Annotated in this window: 17 protein-coding genes; 11 read left to right on the top strand and 6 right to left on the bottom strand. The window is 76.5% G+C overall.

Annotated features, from left to right (window positions below; all coding sequences use genetic code 11):
* Positions 1-68 precede the first annotated feature (68 nt).
* Together ACFWOG_RS21170 and ACFWOG_RS21165 are read left to right on the top strand one after the other, a co-directional pair.
* Positions 69-1,157: a DUF2690 domain-containing protein gene (locus tag ACFWOG_RS21170; protein WP_380360220.1), complete on the top strand. Its 1,089-nt coding sequence runs from the start codon at positions 69-71 to the stop codon at positions 1,155-1,157.
* A 189-nt stretch (positions 1,158-1,346) separates the two neighbouring features.
* The gene (locus ACFWOG_RS21165; protein ID WP_380360243.1) at positions 1,347-2,630 is read left to right on the top strand and encodes a PLP-dependent aminotransferase family protein; all 1,284 of its coding nucleotides are present in this window, start codon (positions 1,347-1,349) and stop codon (positions 2,628-2,630) included.
* 154 nt (positions 2,631-2,784) lie between these two features.
* Here ACFWOG_RS21165 and ACFWOG_RS21160 read toward each other — a convergent pair whose 3' ends face one another.
* Positions 2,785-3,192: a hypothetical protein gene (locus tag ACFWOG_RS21160; RefSeq protein ID WP_380360218.1), complete on the bottom strand. Its 408-nt coding sequence runs from the start codon at positions 3,190-3,192 to the stop codon at positions 2,785-2,787.
* 583 nt (positions 3,193-3,775) lie between these two features.
* Between ACFWOG_RS21160 and fusA the strand changes: the two genes are divergently transcribed.
* Positions 3,776-5,950 carry an elongation factor G gene (gene fusA / locus ACFWOG_RS21155; RefSeq protein ID WP_380360216.1) on the top strand — a complete coding sequence of 725 codons (2,175 nt, stop codon included), beginning with the start codon at positions 3,776-3,778 and terminating at the stop codon, positions 5,948-5,950.
* A 72-nt stretch (positions 5,951-6,022) separates the two neighbouring features.
* Here the strand turns inward: fusA and ACFWOG_RS21150 are convergent, their stop codons facing one another.
* A complete protein-coding gene (locus tag ACFWOG_RS21150; protein WP_380360214.1) occupies positions 6,023-6,607 on the bottom strand; it encodes a putative glycolipid-binding domain-containing protein in 585 nt (194 codons plus the stop codon).
* A 174-nt stretch (positions 6,608-6,781) separates the two neighbouring features.
* Between ACFWOG_RS21150 and ACFWOG_RS21145 the strand changes: the two genes are divergently transcribed.
* The 4 genes from ACFWOG_RS21145 (at position 6,782) to ACFWOG_RS21130 (ending at position 9,357) form a co-directional block, all read left to right on the top strand.
* On the top strand, positions 6,782-6,907 hold the full coding sequence (locus tag ACFWOG_RS21145; protein ID WP_380360212.1) for a hypothetical protein: 126 nt from the start codon (positions 6,782-6,784) through the stop codon (positions 6,905-6,907).
* A 130-nt stretch (positions 6,908-7,037) separates the two neighbouring features.
* Complete coding sequence (locus ACFWOG_RS21140; RefSeq protein WP_329881284.1) at positions 7,038-7,937, top strand: neutral zinc metallopeptidase; 900 nt, start codon at positions 7,038-7,040, stop codon at positions 7,935-7,937.
* 142 nt (positions 7,938-8,079) lie between these two features.
* Positions 8,080-8,445, top strand: coding sequence for a hypothetical protein (locus ACFWOG_RS21135; protein ID WP_329881283.1), 366 nt, complete (start codon positions 8,080-8,082; stop codon positions 8,443-8,445).
* 174 nt (positions 8,446-8,619) lie between these two features.
* The gene (locus ACFWOG_RS21130; protein WP_380360209.1) at positions 8,620-9,357 is read left to right on the top strand and encodes an SAVMC3_10250 family protein; all 738 of its coding nucleotides are present in this window, start codon (positions 8,620-8,622) and stop codon (positions 9,355-9,357) included.
* A gap of 118 nt (positions 9,358-9,475) precedes the next feature.
* Here the strand turns inward: ACFWOG_RS21130 and ACFWOG_RS21125 are convergent, their stop codons facing one another.
* Positions 9,476-10,114: an NAD(P)H-binding protein gene (locus ACFWOG_RS21125; protein WP_329951879.1), complete on the bottom strand. Its 639-nt coding sequence runs from the start codon at positions 10,112-10,114 to the stop codon at positions 9,476-9,478.
* 74 nt (positions 10,115-10,188) lie between these two features.
* Positions 10,189-11,148 carry an EamA family transporter gene (locus tag ACFWOG_RS21120; RefSeq protein WP_380360207.1) on the bottom strand — a complete coding sequence of 320 codons (960 nt, stop codon included), beginning with the start codon at positions 11,146-11,148 and terminating at the stop codon, positions 10,189-10,191.
* 100 nt (positions 11,149-11,248) lie between these two features.
* Here ACFWOG_RS21120 and ACFWOG_RS21115 point away from each other — a divergent pair, with 100 nt between their 5' ends.
* Positions 11,249-11,809 carry a MarR family transcriptional regulator gene (locus ACFWOG_RS21115; RefSeq protein WP_329881279.1) on the top strand — a complete coding sequence of 187 codons (561 nt, stop codon included), beginning with the start codon at positions 11,249-11,251 and terminating at the stop codon, positions 11,807-11,809.
* A 113-nt stretch (positions 11,810-11,922) separates the two neighbouring features.
* Here the strand turns inward: ACFWOG_RS21115 and ACFWOG_RS21110 are convergent, their stop codons facing one another.
* Complete coding sequence (locus ACFWOG_RS21110; protein WP_380360205.1) at positions 11,923-12,870, bottom strand: methyltransferase domain-containing protein; 948 nt, start codon at positions 12,868-12,870, stop codon at positions 11,923-11,925.
* A gap of 52 nt (positions 12,871-12,922) precedes the next feature.
* Here ACFWOG_RS21110 and ACFWOG_RS21105 point away from each other — a divergent pair, with 52 nt between their 5' ends.
* Together ACFWOG_RS21105 and ACFWOG_RS21100 are read left to right on the top strand one after the other, a co-directional pair.
* Complete coding sequence (locus tag ACFWOG_RS21105; RefSeq protein WP_380360203.1) at positions 12,923-14,473, top strand: PLP-dependent aminotransferase family protein; 1,551 nt, start codon at positions 12,923-12,925, stop codon at positions 14,471-14,473.
* A gap of 205 nt (positions 14,474-14,678) precedes the next feature.
* Positions 14,679-15,887 carry a glycoside hydrolase family 3 N-terminal domain-containing protein gene (locus ACFWOG_RS21100; RefSeq protein ID WP_380360201.1) on the top strand — a complete coding sequence of 403 codons (1,209 nt, stop codon included), beginning with the start codon at positions 14,679-14,681 and terminating at the stop codon, positions 15,885-15,887.
* A gap of 53 nt (positions 15,888-15,940) precedes the next feature.
* Here ACFWOG_RS21100 and ACFWOG_RS21095 read toward each other — a convergent pair whose 3' ends face one another.
* Positions 15,941-16,696 carry a polysaccharide deacetylase family protein gene (locus ACFWOG_RS21095; RefSeq protein ID WP_355408260.1) on the bottom strand — a complete coding sequence of 252 codons (756 nt, stop codon included), beginning with the start codon at positions 16,694-16,696 and terminating at the stop codon, positions 15,941-15,943.
* A gap of 75 nt (positions 16,697-16,771) precedes the next feature.
* On the opposite strand from ACFWOG_RS21095, the gene ACFWOG_RS21090 reads away from it, so the two are divergent.
* Positions 16,772-17,596, top strand: a complete 825-nt coding sequence (locus ACFWOG_RS21090) for an aminoglycoside adenylyltransferase domain-containing protein (protein ID WP_329951872.1) — start codon at positions 16,772-16,774, stop codon at positions 17,594-17,596.
* The last annotated feature ends 23 nt before the right edge of the window (positions 17,597-17,619 follow it).

Genomic DNA, 17,619 nt, shown 5'->3' with positions numbered 1-17,619 from the left:
TGCGGTCCGGATATGCATCGCGCTGATCTGCGGATATGCACAGGGCCGAGGCAGAGGGGAGCGGACGGATGCCGGACACGGGAGTCATCGGGGCGGGTGCGGAGGGCGACGGAGCGGTCCCGTCGGCCCGGGTGGAGCTGGCGCGGACCCTGCGCGGCTGGCGCACCCGGGCCGGCGAGCTGCCGCAGAAGACGGTGGCCCGGCGGCTCGGCGTCGCCCAGACGACGGTGTCGCGCTACGAGAGTTCCGACGGGCGGTACCCGGCGCCGGAGCCGGCGATCCGCGCGCTCTGGTCGTGTTACCGGCTCGCCGCGGAGGACCTCGACGCGGCGCTCGCCCTGCGCGCCCGGGTGGACGAGGAGCTCCGCTCCGGGACACCGGGCGGTGTCCCGGAGGAACGTGTCGGGCCCGTCCGGGGGCCGAAGGTGCCGCTGCCGGGCGGTTCGGCCGGTTCCGGCGGTCCCGACGGCGCGGTCGGTGTTCCCGCACCGGTCGGCGCCGCACCGGCCCGCGACGCCCGGGCCGGTGCCGTTACCGGTGGCACCGCACCGTCCGACGCCCCGCCGGCGGACCGGCCCCGGCACTGGGTGGCCTGGTCGGCGGGGGCGGCAGCCGCACTGGCGGGCGTGGTCGCGGGGGGTCTGCTCGTCCACCATCTGCTCGGTCCGGCGCCGTCCGGTCCGGAGGACGGGGCCCGCGCGCTCCCGCCGGCCGCCGCCTCGGCGGCCCCCGGGCGGGCCGCCTCCGGACCGGTGACCCCGCCCGCGCAGGCCGGGGCGGTCGCGGGTGCCACCGCGACCGCCACCTGCCGTGCCGACAGCTGCGTGCACACCGAGCCGAACAGCACCGTCTGCATGAACGACGCCGTCACCACCGCGCAGGGCCGGGACTTCGGCGTCCACGTGGAGCTCCGCTACAGCCCCGGATGCCGGGCGGCCTGGGCCAGGATCTCGGGCAGCTCGCCGGGCGACCGCGTCCAGGTGTTCGGCCGGGAGGGGACGCCGCCCGACCAGGAGGAGTACCGGCAGCAGACCGGCCGCACCGCGCACACCCAGATGGTGCGGTCGGCCGGCCCCACCGACGCCCGGGCCTGCGCGATCATCGACGCGCGCGGCACGGTCTGCGCCGGCGAGCCCCCCACCCCGGCGCCGTCGTGACGGCGGGCCGGTGCTCCGCCGGGCGGCCCGGGAGGTGGCGCCGGTTCACCGCGTCCCCGCCTCCGCTCCCCCGCGCGGCCCCGGTGGCGGCCGGTCGGTCGGGGCCGCGGGCAGCGAGCGCAGGCGGACCACCGGGGAGAGGACCAGCCCGACCACCACCCCGTCGGGCCGGTCACCGTCTCCCGCGCGATCGCCCAACTGGCCGCCGAGGGACTGGTGGTGACCCGTCCCGGGAGCGGGACCTTCGTCGCCGTCCGTCGCTCCCGCCCCGGCAGCCAGGCGCCCGACACCTCCTGGCAGGCCGTCGCCCTGGCCGGCCGTCCGCAGGCGCCGGGCGGCGACCCCGGAGCCGAGCCCGGAGGGACCGACGACACGTCGGCCACGGCGCCGGCCGGAACGATCAGTCTCGCCGGCGGATACCTGCACGAGAACCTCCAGCCCGTCCGGGCACTCGGCGCCGCCCTGGCGCGCGCCGCCCGCCGACCCGACGCGTGGCGCCGCGCGCCCGCCGTCGGCCTCGCGCCGCTGCGCGCGATCCTCGCCCGCCAGGCCGGACCGGGGGTCCGCCCCGAGGACGTGCTGGTCACCGGCGGCGGCCAGGGCGCGCTCTCCATGCTCTTCCGGGCGATCGCGGCGCCCGACAGCCCCGTCCTCGTCGAGTCGCCCACCTACCCCGGCGCGCTCGCCGCCGCCCGCGCCGCCGGGCTGCGCCCCGTCCCCGTCCCGATCGACGAGGACGGCCTGCGCCCCGACCTGCTGGCCGACGCCTTCGCCATGACCGGCGCCCGGCTCCTCTACTGCCAGCCGACCTTCCACAACCCCACCGGCACCGTGCTGCCCCCGGACCGCCGCCGCCAGATCGTCGACGTCGCCCGCGCCGCCGGAGCCTTCCTGATCGAGGACGACTTCGCCCGCCACCTCGGCCACGGCCGCCCCGTGCCTCCGCCGCTGGTCGCCGACGACCGCGACGGCACGGTCGTCCACCTCACCTCGCTCACCAAGCCCGCCTCGCCCAGCCTGCGGATCGGTGCGCTGATCGCCCGGGGCCCGGTCATGGGCCGGCTGCGCGGCATGCGGCTGGTCGACGACTTCTTCGTCGCCCGCCCGCTCCAGGAGGCCGCCGTCGAGCTGCTCTCCACCCCCGCCTGGGACCGCCACCTGCGCACGCTCGGCACGGCGCTGGGCGAACGCTGCGCCGTCCTGTCCGGCGCGCTCGCCCAGGACCTCCCCGACTGGGTACCCGTCCGGATCCCGGCCGGTGGGCTCCACCTCTGGCTGAGGCTGCCGGAGCCGCTCGCGGACGGTGCGGTCGCCGACGCCGCCCGGGTGGCCGGCGTCGCGGTCAACGCGGGCCGGCGCTACTTCCCGGCCGAGCCGCCCGCCGCCCATCTGCGGCTCGGCTTCGCGGCGGCCGCGGACCAGGCCGATCTCGTCGAGGCCGTGCGCCGGCTGGCTGCCGCCGTCGTGCGGTGACCGGAGCGCGGTGATCGCGAGCACGCTGCCCGGCGCCGGTGCGGCGACGCCGACCGGTGAACAGCGGTGCGCGGGAAGTCAGTTCCCCCGGGGGCGGCCCGGGCGTGCCCGGGGCGGGCGGTCCGGCCGGAGAGCGGCCGACCCTCACCGCCGGTCAGGCGCGGCAGCGCAGCATCTCGAGCGGCGGGTACGCGAGGAGGTCCGCCCAGAACTCCTCGCCGAACGCGCGGACACCGGCCTCGGACACCCGCAGCGGAACCCGCCCGAGCTCACGGAACCCGGCCGCCCGCAGGCACTCCTCGTAGACCTCCCGGCGCGGCGCCGTGCTCACGACGCTGATCGGCCGCGGGTCCAGGAGGGCCGTGATCCGCACCCGTGGGTCCGTCCCGCTCTCTTCGCCGCTCGCTTCGCAGCGGAACCCGTACGTGTCCAGGGACGGACAGTCGAACCGGTAGTCGGGCTTCTGGGCGAGCACGAAGAATTCCCCGCCCGGCACCACGCTCCGGTGGACGGCGCGGCACATCCGCTCCATCGCCGCGACGTCCTCGGCCTGCACGCTCACGTGCCGCCCCCTCCTGTGCGTCCTGTGCGTCCTGTTGCGCGGCTGCGGCGGCCCTCCGGGTTCCGGAGGGCAGCCGGGTCGCGGTCGTGGCGCAGAGTCTTCTCCACCACGGCCGGCCGTCGTACTGGCAGATGACACGAAGATGCCCGCCGGGTGACGCGGGGTCAGCCGCGGATCGACCGACACCGCCGCGCCCGACCCGGAGGAGGGCCGCCGCCGGAAAACCCGGTGACCGGCGGGTGGTCGACTCCCTACACTCGGGCACGCAACAGCGCGCCGCCCCGCTCCGGGTGGTGGTGCGCACCGTGACGAGTCGAGGGAGGCCGGTCGTGCGTTACCGCACCGCTGTCGTCGTCCCCTCGTCCCGGTACGAGGTGATCCTGGTGTCCTCGCGCGCCCGGTGCCCGCTGCGCGGCCGGCACCGGACTCCCGCGACGCACGCCTGACACCGGGCCGTCCACCGGACGCCCGGGCCCCGCTCCCGGGGCCGCCGCCCCGAGCCGTCTCCCGGCCGGGCCGCCGTCCGTGCCGTCGCCGCAATCGCGCCGCCCCTTTCCAGGAACACCCCGAAAGGCACCGGGCCATGCGCACCGACGTCCGCCACCTCACCGGCACCACCGGCACCACCGGCACCACCCACGGCACCGGCCTTCCCGCCGTCCGCACCCTCCGCAACCTGGGCATCCTCGCCCACGTGGACGCCGGCAAGACCACCGTCACCGAGCGGATCCTCTTCCTGACCGGCACCATCCACAAGCGCGGCGAGGTCCACGAGGGCACCGCCTTCACCGACTGCCACCCGCAGGAACGCGAACGGGGCATCACCATCTCGGCCGCGGCGGTCAGTTGCACCTGGGACGGCCACCGGATCAACCTGATCGACACCCCCGGGCACGTCGACTTCGCCGACGAGGTCGAGCGTTCGCTCCGGGTCCTGGACGGGGCGGTCGCGGTCTTCGACGCCGTCGCGGGGGTGGAGCCGCAGAGCGAGTCCGTCTGGCGCCAGGCCGACCGGCACGGCGTGCCGCGCATCGCCTTCGTCAACAAGCTCGACCGCGCGGGCGCCGACCTCGACGCGGCGGTCGCCTCCATCCGGGAGCGGCTGCACCCCGCGCCGCTCGCCGTCCAGCTGCCGATCGGGTGCGAGGACGGTTTCGTCGGCGTGGTCGACCTGCTGACGATGCGTGCCCTGACCTGGGACGACGGCCCCGAGGGAGACGGCTACCGGGAGGGTCCGGTACCGGAGGGACTGCTGGCCGAGGCCGGGCGCCGCCGCCGGCAGCTGGACGAGACGGTGGCCGGGCTCCATCCGGGCGCGTTGGAGGAGTACTGCGAGCACGCGGCGCTCTCCGCCGCGACGCTGGCCGGTGCGCTGCGCGACCTCACCCGCAGTGGTGAGGCCGTGGTGGTGCTGTGCGGTTCGGCCTACCGCAACCGGGGGATCGAGCCGCTGCTGTCGGCCGTCGTCGCCTACCTGCCGTCGCCGCTGGACGTACCGGCGGTGCGCGGCAACCCGGTGGGGACGTCCGCCGGCACCCGGGACGCCGCCACCGCGGGCTCCGGCGAGGAGGAGCGGCCTGCGGACCCGGACGGTCCGCTCACCGCGCTGGTGTTCAAGGTGACCGTCAGCTCCACCGGCCGGCTCACCTACCTGCGCGTCTACGCGGGCACGTTGCGCCAGGGGGACACCGTGCTGGACGCGGGCAGCGGCCGCACCGAGCGGATCGCCCGGATCCTGCGGGTCCAGGCCGACCGCCGGACCGAGGTCGGCACGGCCGTCGCGGGCGACATCGTCGCGGTGGTCGGCGTCAAGGCGGCGCGCGCCGGAGCGACCCTCTGCGCACCTGCGGCGCCCCTGGTCCTGGAACCGACGGTCGCGGCGGAACCGGTGGTCACGGTGGCCGTCGAGGCCAGGCGGTCCGTCGACTCCGACCGGCTCGCCACCGCCCTCGCCCGGCTGGCGGAGGAGGATCCGTCCCTGGTCGTCCGTACCGACCCGGAGACCGGGCAGCGCGTGCTGTCCGGCCTGGGCGAACTGCACCTGGAGGTGGCGGTGGAGAGGATCCGCCGGGAGCAGGGGCTGGAGGTGAGCGTCGGGCGCCCGCAGGTCTCCCACCGGGAGACCGTCGGGCGCGGCGTCTCCGGCCTGGTCTACCGGCACGTCAAACAGGACGGCGGCGCAGGCCAGTTCGCGCACGTCGTGCTCGACGTGGCGCCGCTCGACGTGGATCCGGCCGGGGCGGCCGGGCCGGACGGCGGGGCGGTGGAGGGCTTCGTGTTCGCGTCCGCCGTCACGGGCGGCCGGGTACCGAGGGAGTACGTCCAGGCGGTCGAGGCAGGCTGCCGCGACGCGCTCGCCGACGGACCGCTCGGCGGCCATCCGGTCACGGGGCTGCGGGTCACCCTGACCGACGGGGCCACCCACCCGAAGGACTCCTCGGACCTGGCGTTCCGCACCGCCGGCCGGCTCGCCCTGCGGGAGGCGCTGCGCGCCTCCCGCATGGTGCTGCTGGAACCGGTCGCCGAGGTGACGGTGACGGTGCCGCAGGAGGCCGTCGGCGCCGTGCTCGGTGACCTCGCCGCCCGTCGCGGCCGGGTCCAGGGCTCCGCTCCGCGTGGCGGCGCGGCGGTCGTGACGGCGGTCGTGCCGCTGGCCGAGCTCTTCGGCTACGCGACCGGTCTGCGCAGCCGGACCCAGGGCCGGGGCACGTTCACCACCCGGCCCGCCGGGTACGCCCCGGCGCCGGCGGCCGGGTAGGCCGGTCCGGTCGGGCCCGCCCCGCAGGGCGGGCCCGGCCGGGGGCCGGGGGCCACGGAGGGCGCCGGCGGTTCAGGGCAGGCGGCGGGCCAGCCCGGGGTGGTCGAGGACCAGGCCGTGCCCGTCCAACAGCAGGTCACCGGTGTGGTCCCCGCACCGGTACCGGACGGTCACGGCCTCCCCGGCGCCGGCCTCCGTGCCCTCCCCGGCCGGGAGCAGGTGGGTGTAGGTCTGGGGGGAGGGGTGCACCGTCAGTCCGGGCACCCGGACCCGGGCCATCAGGAAGTCCTGCTCACCCGGTCTCCGGTGCAGCCGGTGACGGAGCACCGGCATGGTGGCGGTGAGCGGGGAGAGGCTGAGGTCGCAGTCGAGCGCCCCGTTCAGCTCCGGACGGTGCACGCCGTTCACCGTCCACCGCCCGCCCTCCTGCCGCAGGTCCAACTCCCGCTCACCGTCTGCCGATTCGGCACGCACCCGGAGCCGCCGGGTGATCCAGGCGGGGCCGGCCTCCAGCTCGTAGCTCAGCCAGTACGGCGCCGGTACCGTGCCGACGACACGGCCGCGGGCGTGCAGCTCGCCCTCGCCGAGCCCGACCCACGCGGTCTCCACGCCGCGACTCCCGGCCACCCGCCAGGTGGGGACGAGGTGAGTGATCATGCCCGCCACCGTACTCCCCGGACGACCTCCGGCCCGTGGACGGCGGCCCGTCGCGTGCGGCGGAACCGCAGGGCCGAGCGTGATCGTCCAGGAGGCGGGTGCTGCGGACGGGGCCGTACGCGGGAGGGCACGCGCGGGCATCGGGACACCGACCGTTCGGGGAGCGGGGATCGCATGGACCGGGCGGCGCACGGCTCGCCGGAGGCGCTCGACGGCACGCGGTGGCCCGACCCGCCGGCCGGCGCGACCCGGCTGACGGAGGAGCCCGGCGAGGCCCGGGCCCGGGGGGCCGCCCCGTAGGCCCGGAAACCGGCCCTGACCTGCGCGTCCTTCCGTGGTGGGGCCGGGGTGAACGGCTAGCGTGGCCGGGCGGCCGGGCCCGGCCGCCCGGCGCCGAAGGCGCCGCACCCACCACGAGGGACGGGCAGGCATGCAGTTCGACGACCAGGGGGACCTCGACACTTCGCAGGTGAGCGACCGGCGCGGCATCCCCGGCGGGAAGGTCGCCGTCGGGGGCGGCGCGGCCGGTCTGATCGCCGTCCTGATCGCCGTGCTGTTCGGTGTCGACCCGAGCGTCCTCGGTCTCTCGGACGGCACGGAGGGGAGCGGCGGGGCCGCGCGGGCCACGACGGCCGGCGAGGTGCAGCAGGTCTGCCGGACCGGTGCCGACGCCAACCGCCGGCAGGACTGCCGGATCGTCGCCGTGACCAACAGCCTCCAGGAGTACTGGGGCGGCGAACTGCCCCGCCTCGGGTCCGCCTACCGTCCGGCCGAGACGGTCCTGTTCACCGACCGGGTCTCCACCGCCTGCGGCGCGGCGAGTTCCGCCGTCGGCCCGTTCTACTGCCCCGCGGACCTCCGCGCCTACTTCGACCTCGGGTTCTTCTCCGACCTCTCCACCCGTTTCGGCGCCCGCGGCGGCCCGTTCGCCGAGGCGTACGTGGTGGCCCACGAGTACGGCCACCACATCCAGAACCTCACCGGGACGATGCAGAAGGTCGGCCGGGACCGGCAGGGGCAGAACAGCGGCTCCGTCAAGCTCGAACTCCAGGCCGACTGCTACGCCGGCGTCTGGGCCCACCACGCCACCACCACACCGCAGGCGTCCACCGGACGGCCGCTGATCAGCACGCTGACCGACCAGGACATCGCACAGGGGCTGGACGCGGCGGCGGCCGTCGGTGACGACCGGATCCAGCAGCAGGCGACCGGCCGGATCGACCCGGACACCTGGACCCACGGCTCCGCCGACCAGCGCAGGGCCTGGTTCACCACCGGCTACCGCACCGGCGACCCGGCCCGCTGCGACACCTTCGCCGCGCAGCGCTGACCCGTGCCGCCTGCGGGGCCCCCGCCGGGGCCACCCTGTCATCCGTCAGGGACCGCTGCCGCCGGGCCCTTCCTACGCTGCTGAGCACTGGCCGGGCACCGGCCGGACAGGCCGTACCGGCCGCACCAGAGGGAGATCCACCATGCGCAAGATCCTGCACGCCGTCGCCGCGCTCGCTCTCGCGGCCGCCGCCGCCACGGCCATGGGCAGCTCCGGTGCCCAGGCCGCCGACGGTTCGTGGGACGGCTGTCCGTACGGGGCCGTCTGCATCTACGGGGAGGGTGCCAGCACGAGCACCCCGCCGACCGACGTCTTCTACAGCTACGGCGCCCACAACCTCCGCAACCAGACCGGATGGCACTGGGTGCTCAACAACCAGTCCGGCGGCGCGCACTCCCACCTGTGCACGGGCTACAACGGTGCCGGGTGCGGCTACGACATCGCCGCGCAGGCCGGCGTCTACGCCGACCTCACCCCGATCAACTCCATCACCCTCGACCGTCCCTGACCCCCTGCCCGGCCGCGGGTCCCCGCCCGACCCGCCCGACCCGTCCCACCCCGCCCGACCTCGGTGGCCGCCGGAATTCCTCCGGCGGCCACCGCCGCGCGTACCGGGGTGACAGCATGGGCGGATGTCGGCCGGACGGGTCACGAGGGCCGGTGGGCCCGGGGGAGGGGTCGGGTGCGCGAGTTCGTCTACCTGTCGGAGACCAAGCTGTCGCAGTTCCGGTCGGACCGATCCCCGGTTCCGGTGCCCGGCGCGGTCGGCCTGACCACGCCGTTCGGCGGCGTCGAGGTCACCGCACGGGGGCCGGACGCCGAGCGGCTCCGGCGGCGGAAGCTCAGGCAGGTGGAGAAGTACCTGGCCGCGCAGGCCGACTGGTTCACCGCTCCGGGGCTGCGGCCGGGCCGGTGGGTCCGCTACGAGGCGCCGCTGCGGGTGGTCACCCTCCGGGGCTCGCACCAGGACCTGGTCCTGTTCGTCGATCCGGCGCCCGGCGAGGACCCGGAGTACGACCGCGAGTCGGACGGCCGGCTGCTGCTGCACGGCTCCGCGCACCACCTGGTCGGCGGCCCGCCGCCGGCCGTCGACGGACCTTCGCTCGGCTACCACCCCGGGGCCGAGACCTCGGGCGGCTCCTTCGTCCGGACCGTGGTCGGCGAGGTGGTCCGGGCCCTGGAGCTGGAACTGGCCCTGGAGAACGGTGCGTCCGCCGGGGCCGGCGGGTCGGCCGCGCTGCCGGGTCCCGGTGTGCGGGACCTGCTGCGCTCGCTGGACCTGACCGGGCCCGAGGTCTCCACCGCTGCCCGGGTGGCCGGCTACGCCCGCGTCACCGCGGTGCTCCCCGCGACCGATGCCGTGCCGCGGTGCCTCGTCGCCAGCCCGCTCGGGGTGGAGTACCACTCCGGTCCGCGCTGAGCCCTCCCCGTCCCGGGCCGCGTCCTTCCCGGCCGCGTGCCCCGGCCCACGCCGAGCGGACGGCTCGGGAGGGTCGGGGCGGGGCCGCCGGCGGCGGTGACGGAGGCGGGGGCGGCCTTCAGTACGCCACGGTGAACCTGCTGCGGAGGTGGGCGGGGTGCTCGGCCTCGTCGAGCAGGGCGACGGCGAGGTCCTCCATCGAGATGGCCGAGGTACCGGCGGCGTCGACCACGAGCTCGTCCCGGCCCAGTCGGTAGCGGCCGGTGCGCTCGCCGGGTTCGAGGAGGGCGGCGGGGCTGAGGTACGTCCAGTCGACCCCGGCGTCGGCGCGGTACAGGTCGAGCTGTTCGCGGCAGGCGTCGGCGATGGGACGCCAGGCGGCGGGGAAGCCGGGGTCGTCGACGACGGTCCTGCCGTCGCCGCCGGGCAGGGCGAGGCTGCCGGCGCCGCCGACGACCAGCAGCCGCACGCCGGTTCCGGTCAGGCCGGCGAGCAGGCCCTCGGTGGCGACGGCCAGTTCGTCCTCGTGGCCGGGCGCCGGACGGGTGGCCGTGATCAGCACGTCCTGGTCGGCGGCGAGCCGGCGGACGTCCTCGGGGTCGCGGGCGTCGCCACCGGCGATGACGGCCGACGGTGGGAGCCGGTGCGGGCGGGCGGGGTCGCGCAGGACGGCGGTGACCCGGTGCCCGCGGGCGAGGGCCTCGGTCACGACCCGGCTGCCGACGTTGCCGTTCGCGCCGAACACGGTGATGCGCATGGGAGTTCTCCTGGAAGGTCCGGGAAGGGGAGGGAAGGGTACGAGGCGGTGACGGAACCGGGGCGGTCCGGCGTTCAGGCGGTCCGGTGCCGGGTCCGGGCGGGCGCGCGGTCCACGGCCTCGGGCGGCGACCCGGCGGCCCCGGCGGGCGGTGCCTCCGCCGCGGCCTTCGGCGCGGTGCCCGACCGCTGGGTCTGGGCGGCGACCAGCGAGCCGAGCACGATCAGCGCGCCGAGGGCCTGGACGGGCGAGAGGTCCTGGCCGAGGACGAGCCAGCCGAGCGCGGTGGCGACGACCGGGCTGAGCAGGCCGAGGAAGGTGACGGAGGTCGGCGGCAGGGCGCGGATGCCGCGGAACCAGAGCGCGTACGCGACGGCCGCGCCGATCAGGCTCAGGTAGCCGTAGCCGAGCAGGTTGGCGCCGGTGAGGTGGGACGGCGGCGGGCCCTCGACGAACAGGGTGACCGGGAGCAGCAGGAGTCCGCCTGCGGTGAGCTGCCAGCCGGTGACGGCGAGCAGCGGGGCCGGTGAGGTCCAGCGCTTGGAGAGGACGACGCCGGTGGCCATGACCACCGCGCCGCCGAGCGCGGCGGCGATGCCCAGGGCGTCCAGTCGGGCGTCGGCCCGCAGCACGAGCAGGCTGACGCCCGCCACGCCGGCGATGCCGGAGAGCAGGGTGCGCAGCGAGATGCGGTCGCCGAGCAGGACGGCCGACAGGCCGGCGGCGATCAGCGGTTGGACGGCGCCGACGGTGGCCGCGACTCCGCCGGGCAGCCGGTAGGCGGCGACGAAGAGCAGGGCGAAGAAGGCGCCGATGTTGAGTGCGCCCAGGACGAGGGAGCGCCACCACCAGCTGCCTTTCGGGAGCTTCCGGGTGAGGGCCAGGAGGAGCAGTCCGGCGGGCAGGGCCCGGAGCACTCCGGCGAGGAGCGGGCGGTCGGGCGGCAGGAGTTCGGTCGTGACGAGGTAGGTGGAGCCCCAGATGGCAGGGGCCAGGGCGGTGATCAGCACGATGGCGAGGCGATTCCTTAGCACTAAGCAAACATATCTCAGCGCTAAGGCATCTGGAGCGGGGTGCAGGCGCTCGATGGCTGTGAGCTATCTCACCACTAAGGAATCGCCTAGGCTGGGGATCGTGGCAGAGCACGCAGAACACCCAGAACACGCGCAGCGCACCGCTCACGCGGACCGTGCGGCGCAGTCCGACCACGTGGACCGGGTCGTGGGGCAGTGGGGCGCGGAGCGGCCCGACCTCGACGTCTCGCCGATGGCGGTGATCGGCCGCCTCAACCGCCTCTCCCGGCTGATCGACGCCGAGCTGAAGCGCACCTTCGCCCTGCACGGCCTGGACTTCGCCTCCTTCGACGTCCTCGCGACGCTCCGGCGCAGCGGCCCGCCCTACCGCCTCACCCCGACCGGCCTGATGCAGTGCGCGATGGTCACGTCGGGCGCGATCAGCCAGCGCCTCGACCGCCTGGAGGCCCGGGGGCTGGTCACCCGGACCCCGAGCGGTTCGGACGGGCGCAGCCGCGAGGTGGCGCTCACCGAGGAGGGGCACGCCCTGATCGACCGCGCCCTCCCCGACCACCTCGCCACCGAGCGCCGGATCCTCGCCGGGCTGGACGCGACGCAGACCACCGCGCTGATCGACGCCCTGCGCACCCTGCTCGCCGCCCTCGGTGACCACCCGGAGTGAGACCGGTCGGGGTGGGACCGCCGGAGTGAGACCGCCCCGGGTGAGACCACCCGGAGCGGGACCGCCCGGCGCAGCCGGCTTGTGGGCGGCCCACCCCGGGCCGGCCGCGCCGGCTACGGGTTGACCGCCACCGCCTTGAAGAACGTGTAGTGGAACGTCCCGCCCGGCTCGGCCGTGCGGCGGAGGTCGGCGGCGCCCCGGTCGAACGCCTCGCCCGTGGTCAGACCGGCCGCGACCGCCTCGTCGCGCACCGACTCGACCATGGCGACGAAGGTGCGCCGGGTGAACCCCTCCATCAGCTCCGGGCGGCCGCCGTCCGCGTAGACGGTGCGCGGGGCGACCGAGACGTCCCGGAAACCGGCGCCGGTCAGCAGGGGATGGAGCTGCCGGCCGAGCAGGCCGTCGCCGCCCGCGTCCGCCTGGAGCCTGACCAGGTGGCCGACGACCGCGTCGGCCGCCGCGCTGCGCGGGTGGAAGAAGGCGGAGCCGTGGTCCCCCTCGATCACCGTGACCGTGCCGCCGGGACGCAGGACGCGGCGCAGCGCCGCCAGGGCCGCCGCCGGGTCCGCGAGGTGCTCCAGCACGAAGCAGACGAAGAGGTGGTCGAAGCTGCCGTCCGCGAACGGCAGGTGGTGCAGGTCCCCGTGGTGCCACGTGACGTGCGCGCCGGGCGCCGCCGCCGCCACGCGGGCGCGTGCCTCGGCGAGCGAGTCCGCCGACAGGTCGGTGGCCGTCAGAAGCGCGTCCGGGCTGGTGGCCAGCAGGTGCACCGTCTGCGCCCCGACGCCGCACCCGGCCTCCAGCACCCGGCTGCCCGGCGGGTAAGCGGTGCCGGTGTGGAGCAGTTCGGCGAGGGAGTCGGCCTGGTCGCCGAGCCGCCGGGCCTCGGCGGGGGAGTAGCCGTGCACGTAGGCCGGGTCGACGGCGCCGGTGCCGTCGGCGTGCCGGCCGGTCGAGTCCGGCCGGGCGGTGGTCGGGCCGATCGGCTCGGTCCGGTCGGTCCGGTCGGTCCGGTCGGTCGGGGTGGTCGCGGTCGCCGGTGTGCTGCTCGTCGTCGTCATGCCCCCACCCTCACGGCACAATGGACCCGTGAACAGGTCCAATGATCAGCCCATGGACAGGTCCAAAGAAGCCGGTGCGGACTTCCTCCAGCTCGACCCGCGGGAGGCCCCGGCCGGTGGACTCGCCGACTGGCTGGCCCACCGGCTCCGCCGGGCCGTCACCGACGGCCGGCTCCCGGTCGGCAGCCGGCTGCCCGCCACCCGCGTGCTCGCGGCCGACCTGCGGGTCTCGCGGGGCGTCGTGACGGACGCCTACCGGCGCCTCGCGGAGGAGGGCCGGGTCGCGGGGCGGGGGAGGGGCGGCACGGTCGTGGTCGATCCGCTGGCCCCGCCCGCGCGTGCGGGCGCGGGGGCGTCGACCCGCCCGCGGACCGGCACCGCCGCCCCGCTCGCCTCCGCCGCCCCGGCCGGGCCGGTACCGGTACCGCCGTCGGCGCCGGAGCGCGAACCCGAGCGCCCGACCCTGTTCGACGGCGCGCCCGTCCCCGCCAGCTTCGACGGCCTGCGCGCCGCACCCTCCCGGATCGACCTCACACCGGGCGTCCCCGACCTCGCCGCGTTCCCCCGCACCGCCTGGCTCCGGGCCGAGCGGGCGGTCCTCGCCGGCCTCGCCGCCGACGAGTTCGGCTACGGCGACCCGCGCGGCACCCCCGCGCTCCGCCACGCCGTCGCCCGCTGGCTGGGCCGCAACCGGGGCATCCACGCCGACCCCGACGACGTCATCGTCGTCGCCGGCGCGGCCCAGGCGCTCGCGCTGGTGGGCGAGGTGCTCCGTGCGGACGGTCTCGACGTCGTCGCCGTGGAGGACCCGGGCTCGCTCGGCACCCGCCAGCACCTCCGCCACCGGATCACCGCCACCCCGCCCGTCCCGGTCGACGCCGACGGCATCCGGGTCGACGCGCTGCGGGCCACCGGGGCGCGCGCCGTGCTGCTCACACCCGCCCACCAGTTCCCGACGGGGGTGGTGCTCGGCGGTGCCCGGCGGCGGGAGCTGCTCCAGTGGGCCGCGGACGGCGGGCTCGTGATCGAGGACGACTACGACGCCGAGCACCGCTACGACCGCCCGCCGGTGCCGGCGCTCCACGGCGTCCTCCCCGACCGGGTCCTCTACCTGGGCAGTGTCTCCAAGCTCCTCGCCCCCGCCCTGCGGACCGGCTGGATGCTCGCGCCCGCCCGCTACCGGGACCGGCTGATCGACGCCAAACGCCTCGCCGACCTCGGGAACGCCGCGCTGCCGCAGCTCGTCCTCGCCCGGCTGATGGAATCGGGTGAGCTGGAGCGCCACCTGCGGCTGCTGCGCCCCCGCCACCGGCGCCGCCGCGACGCGATGGTCGCCGCCATCGGCGCCCACCTCCCCGGCGCGGTCGTGCACGGCGCCGCCGCCGGACTGCACCTGCTGCTCACCTTCCCGGGCGGCCTCGCCTGCACCGACACCGAACTGGCCACGGCGGCGCTCGCCCACGGCGTCAAGCTGCAGCCGCTCTCCTGGCACGCCCGGCTGCCGCACCCGCCGGGGCTCGTCCTCGGCTACGCGGCCGGCACGCCCGGCGAGATCGAGGAGGGGGTGGCCGTCCTCGGACGGCTGCTCCGGGAGGCGGAGTGACCGCTCCCGGGGGGAGGCTGCTGGTGTCGCACCGGGTCGGCCGCGCAGCCGAGGACGAGCGTCCGGGCGCGGCCGGCCCGGCCCGGCGACCTGCCGTGTGCGGCCGTCACGATCCGCCGTACGCGGTGGTCACTCCGTGCCCGGCAACCGCACCGACCCCGCCGAGCGCATCGAGATCGCCGAACCCCTGACCTAGGGAGGCCGGATGCCGACGCCCCGCAGCACGGTCCGCGTCACGGTCCTGGCTCTGCTGCTGACCGCCCTGTCCACGGTCGTGCCGGCCGTCCGGCCCGGTCCGGTCCGCAGCGTCCCGCCGCCGAGCCCCGCCGCCGAGCGGGCGGCACCCATGGCGGATGCCGCCGTGGAGCCGGTTTCCACGGAGAGGACCACACCAGTGCGCACCACCGATTCCCGCACGCTCGCCGGACGGCGGGTCGTCTACTCCTATCCCGGGCCGATCCCGCCGCCCGCCCTGCTCCAGACCGTCCGGGAGGGCCGGGCGGCCGGCGTCATCCTGTTCAAGGAGAACGCCGCCTCCCCGGCCCAGCTCCAGGCCGCCGTCCGGCAGTTGAGCCAGGCGGCGGCCGAGGCCCCGGGCGGGTCCCCGCTCCTGCTGATGACCGACCAGGAGGGCGGCAAGATCCGCCGGCTCCCCGGTGCGCCCGAACTCTCGGCCCGCCGGACCGGACTGGCCGCCGATCCGCCGGCCGAAGCCGCCCGGTCGGGCACCGGAGCGGCGCAGACCCTCGCGGCCGCCGGCCTGAACGTCAACCTCGCACCCGTCCTCGACGTCTACGACGCCCCCGACAACTTCATCGACCACCACGAGCGCTCCTACAGCCAGGACCCCGCCGTGGTCGGCGAGTTGGGGGCGGCCTACCTCGCCGCGCAGCAGGCCCTCGGGGTGGCGGCCACCGCCAAGCACTTCCCCGGTCTGGGCGCCGCGGCCCGTGAGGAGAACACCGACGAGCGCCCTGTCACCCTGCCCGTCTCGCTCGTCGACCTGCGGGAGCGCGGCCTGGCGCCGTACCGGGCGGCGATCGCCGCCGGCGTCCATCTGGTGATGACCTCCTGGGCCGTCTACCCCGCCCTCGATCCCGGCCGCCCGGCCGGTCTCTCGTCCGTCGTCGTCCAGGGGGAACTGCGCGCCCGGCTCGGCTTCGAGGGCGTCACCGTCACCGATGCCCTGGAGGCCGGGGCGCTCGCCGCCTTCGGCGACACCGCCGCCCGGACCCTCGCCGCCGCAGAGGCGGGGATGGACCTCCTGCTCTGCTCGGCGCGCGACGTGCACCAGGGCGACGCGGCGGCCCAGGCCCTCGCCGCCGCCCTCGACGACGGCCGCCTCGACCGTGCCGCCTTCACGGAGGCCGTCGGCCGGGTGGACGCCCTGCGGACCTCGCTCGCTGCTCCCTGACCACCGGTCACCGCACCGCCGCGCCGCCGCGCCCGGACGGCCCGGTGGCGGGCTCACCCGTCGCCGAGCAGCTCGCGCAGGTCCAGGATGCGGTACCCGTGGCTGCGGACCGCGTCGATGATCAGGGGGAGGGCCTCGGCGTCCAGGCAGCGGCGGTCGGCGGCGGGCGCGTCCTCCGCACTGCCGACGTGGAGCTGGAGGAGAGCGCCCGGCGTGAGAGCCGCCATGGCGCGCTCGACCACCCGGCTGATCGTCATGCCACCCGACACGCCGAGGTAGCCGTTGGTGTCGGTGGTGAATTCGAGGTCGGCGAAGCCGAGGGCGTTGACCCCGGCGATCGCCTCCGGGGTGGTCTCGCTGTAGGGGAATCGGAAGAACGGCAGCGGTTCGGCCCCCGCCGCGGCGCGGATCGCGGCGTCGGCGCGCAGCACCTCCGCGCGGGCCCGGTCGGGCCGGAGGCCGGTGAAGTGCGGGTGGCTGTAGGAGTGGTTGCCGAGGCCGTGGCCCGCCGCGGCGACGGCGCGCACGGCGCCCGGGTGCTGCTCGGCGTACTGGCCGGTGGGGAAGAAGGTCGCGGGTGCGGACCGGTCGCGCAGGGTGGCCAGGACGGCGGCGAGGCCGGTCTCGTCCCAGGCCGCGTTGAAGGTGAGCGCCACGACCCGCTCCTCGACGGGGAGCCGGCGGACCTCCTGGCCGAGGAGGGTCGGCGGTGCCGGAGCCGCCACCGCCGACCCCAGGGTGGCGAGGGTGGCGAGGGTGGCGAGAAGGCTGGCGCGAAAGGTGGTGAGGGTGGCGCGAAGACGGTGCACGTCCGATCAACACGCGCCGACCCAAAGCGGAAACGAACGGACACGGAGGGTCATCCGGATGGCAGGCTTGCGGCCGTGACTGTGCACCCACTCGTACACGAGATCGCTGACGCCTATCTGTCCCTGGTCGACGCAGCCGCACCCGGGCTGGTCGAGGGCCTCTACCTGACCGGCTCGACCGCTCTGGACGACTTCCACCCCGAGCGGAGCGACATCGACTTCGTGGCGGTGTCCGCCGATCCGGTCGGCGTGGACCAGCTCGCCGGGTTGGAGCGGGCCCACGCCCTGCTCGCGGCCAAGTACCCGCGACCGTTCTTCGACGGGCCCTACCTGACCTGGGACGAGCTGGCGGGTGCGCCCTCGCAGGCCGCGCCGGGTCCGCACGCGTTCGAGGGGAAGGTCCGTCACCGGGTGCGGTCCGACCGCAATCCGGTGCTCTGGCACACGCTCGCGCACCACGGCGTGACGCTCTGCGGACCGCGCGCCCAGGAGCTGATGATCGACACCGACCCGGGGGAGCTGGCCCTCTGGACGGCGGGGAACCTGGGCGAGTACTGGCGCCCGTGGTGGCGGCGGGCCTCCCGGCTGACCACGAGACCGGGGCTGGCCTGCCTCGGCGGGCAGGGGCCGGCCTGGGGCGTGCTGGGGGTGAGCCGGCTGCACTACACGCTGGCGACCGGGCGGATCACGTCGAAGCGCGGAGCGGGTGAGTACGCCCGGGAGGCCTTCGACGGCCGGTGGCACCGGATCGTGGACGAGTGCCTGCGGGTCCGCGAGGGCCGTCGGCACCGCTCGCTCTACCCGAACCCGTTCGTCCGGCGGGCGCACGCCCTCGCGTACATGGACATGGCGATCGAGAGCGCGCAGGGGCTGGGCGCCGGGCGGCTGCCCCTGGGGTAGCGGCCCGGCGGCTGGGGCCGGCC

The organism is Kitasatospora sp. NPDC058406, assembly GCF_042722765.1.
Lineage (GTDB): Bacteria > Actinomycetota > Actinomycetes > Streptomycetales > Streptomycetaceae > Kitasatospora.
The sequence above is the reverse complement of the archived record's forward strand: the minus strand, read 5'-3'. Positions and strand labels throughout refer to the sequence as shown.